The sequence below is a fragment of the Salicola sp. AFF1 genome (genome assembly GCF_056783195.1).
On sequence record NZ_JBXAYL010000084.1, the window covers coordinates 1 to 1,869 of the forward strand.

Annotated in this window: 2 protein-coding genes; both read left to right on the forward strand. The window is 53.8% G+C overall.

What is annotated here, in order from left to right; translation table 11 throughout:
• The first annotated feature begins 145 nt into the window (after window positions 1-145).
• Window positions 146-1,171: a hypothetical protein gene (locus AC1RQI_RS16725; RefSeq protein WP_481905747.1), complete on the forward strand. Its 1,026-nt coding sequence runs from the start codon at window positions 146-148 to the stop codon at window positions 1,169-1,171.
• The gene (locus AC1RQI_RS16730) at window positions 1,156-1,542 is read left to right on the forward strand and encodes a hypothetical protein (protein WP_481905748.1); all 387 of its coding nucleotides are present in this window, start codon (window positions 1,156-1,158) and stop codon (window positions 1,540-1,542) included. The genes AC1RQI_RS16725 and AC1RQI_RS16730 overlap by 16 nt, the downstream gene beginning before the upstream one ends.
• Window positions 1,543-1,869 lie beyond the last annotated feature (327 nt).

Consider the following 1,869-nt stretch of genomic DNA (forward strand, 5'->3'; position numbering starts at 1 on the left):
TTCAACCGTTTCCTTTATCATTCAGTGAATAAAGGTTTATTATAAATCATGTTCGGCTACTTTTGAATCCCTTAGTAGGTTGTTTCGGTGAGTAGGATTTCAATTAACAACGGAGTTTGAACCCACCTCTAGGGAGAGAGTACGCATGCCGGAAATACGATTCGCCCGTTCAACCCGCCGTCCCAGTGACATCGTCGGCGATGATCCTGAAACGCTGACACAGTTCTGTATTGCCAACGGGTTAGGGCAGAACTCGTTCCTTGCCCAAGGCCGCGCTTATTCACTGGACACCGGCGACGCCAGGACACGGACCATTGTGCGGCGCCTCAACAACCTGACACCGGTAGAGCGCAGAAACGCTGCCAACGCGACGGCCTCGATGGGCGATGGCGTTCATACTATGGCGGCCTTTGCCGAGGAACACCTGTCACTCTATGATCTCAAGGTCATCAACAGCGCCGTCAATGCCGGATCCGGTTCCGCCTATGCTCGGCTGAATGGTTTCCAGAAAGCCGTTGCCGATTACCAGAAAAAACTCATTGAACTCCAGGAATCCTACCGGCGGCATTCCGGCCCTGGCCGCGGCTACTACCTCGAGAAGGTCCGCCGGCAAATCCGTGAAGCTTACCAGAAGCTTGAAACCCGGTACCGTTCGGAATTGAATCGTTTCGCACCGGAAGCACTCCGCGCCAGAAACAAAGGCAGTGCACTCAGCAATGCGGCTCGCGGCATCCGACTTGCCGAACGCAGCGCCAGCCCCGCCAAGGCGGATCCCCGCCTGAATGTGGCCGATACCGTTCAGGCTGGTCGCATGGGAAGCCTGGCGAAAGGTTTCAATTATCTTGGAAACGCTGCTGTGGCCGTGGATGGCGCCTTCCGTGTTGGCAAGGTTAAGGCGACCTATGACGCGGGTGGTAACTGGTTAAAGGAGAGTTCCAGGCAAATGGTTGGTTTCGGCCTTGGCGGTGCGTCCGGTATTTACGCTGGTAAGGCCACCGTGGCGGGTGGAACCGCGCTAGCAGCAAGTCTGGGCTTAATAAGTGTGACCCCGGTTGGTTGGATTACAATTGGCGTTATTGTCGTAGCCGGGGTGCTGGTAGGTATGGGGGTAGGGTATTACATGGATCAATTCGGTCGGTTTATATCGGAATCCCTTTGGGAAGCTGGCTGATGCTATCTTTATTCCAGACAGGGGAAGGCCTTTTCGTCGTTTTCGGTTTGATCTCAATAATGGCCATGTTCGCGTCTTGGCTGTTGTTTGCGCGCATCTCCATGGCTCGCATTGAAAGGGATATGAAAAACGACGGGTTGAGGCGCCCCTGTCCATGCGACGGTGTAGGAGGGCGAGCGGTCTGGTACGCGTTTGCAATCGGGCTCCCCATCAATGCTTTTAATCCAAGCCATGATCCACTGATCGATGTGCCTGTGGTGCGCCAGTACGCCAAACCGATTGACCGGACATTGGGTCTGATGCTTGTGATCTCTGGGGCGGTTTGTGTAGCTGTTGGGCTTTCTGGAGCTTTGGTGTTCGATTTCTATTGATGCCATGAGCTTTAGTTGTATACCAACCTGCCCGCTCCAGGAGCGAGCTCGCCAGGTTGGCAAGGATATCGCTCATTATCCTTGGAGCTGGTAGAAGATGATTGTCGTTGAATCCGGCAAAAACGTTTTCCTTTCAACGATGGGATGCTCTTTCGTAGTCCTGGCGGCGGTATGGCTCTCATTTGCAAGAATATCCATGGCTCGCATCGAAAGAGCGATGAAGGGTGATGGGCTGGATCGCCCCTGCCCCCAATGCCATCAACTTAAGACATTTTCCCCAAAATATCATATAATTAGGGCTCACCAACCGGAACGGGAGACACGGTT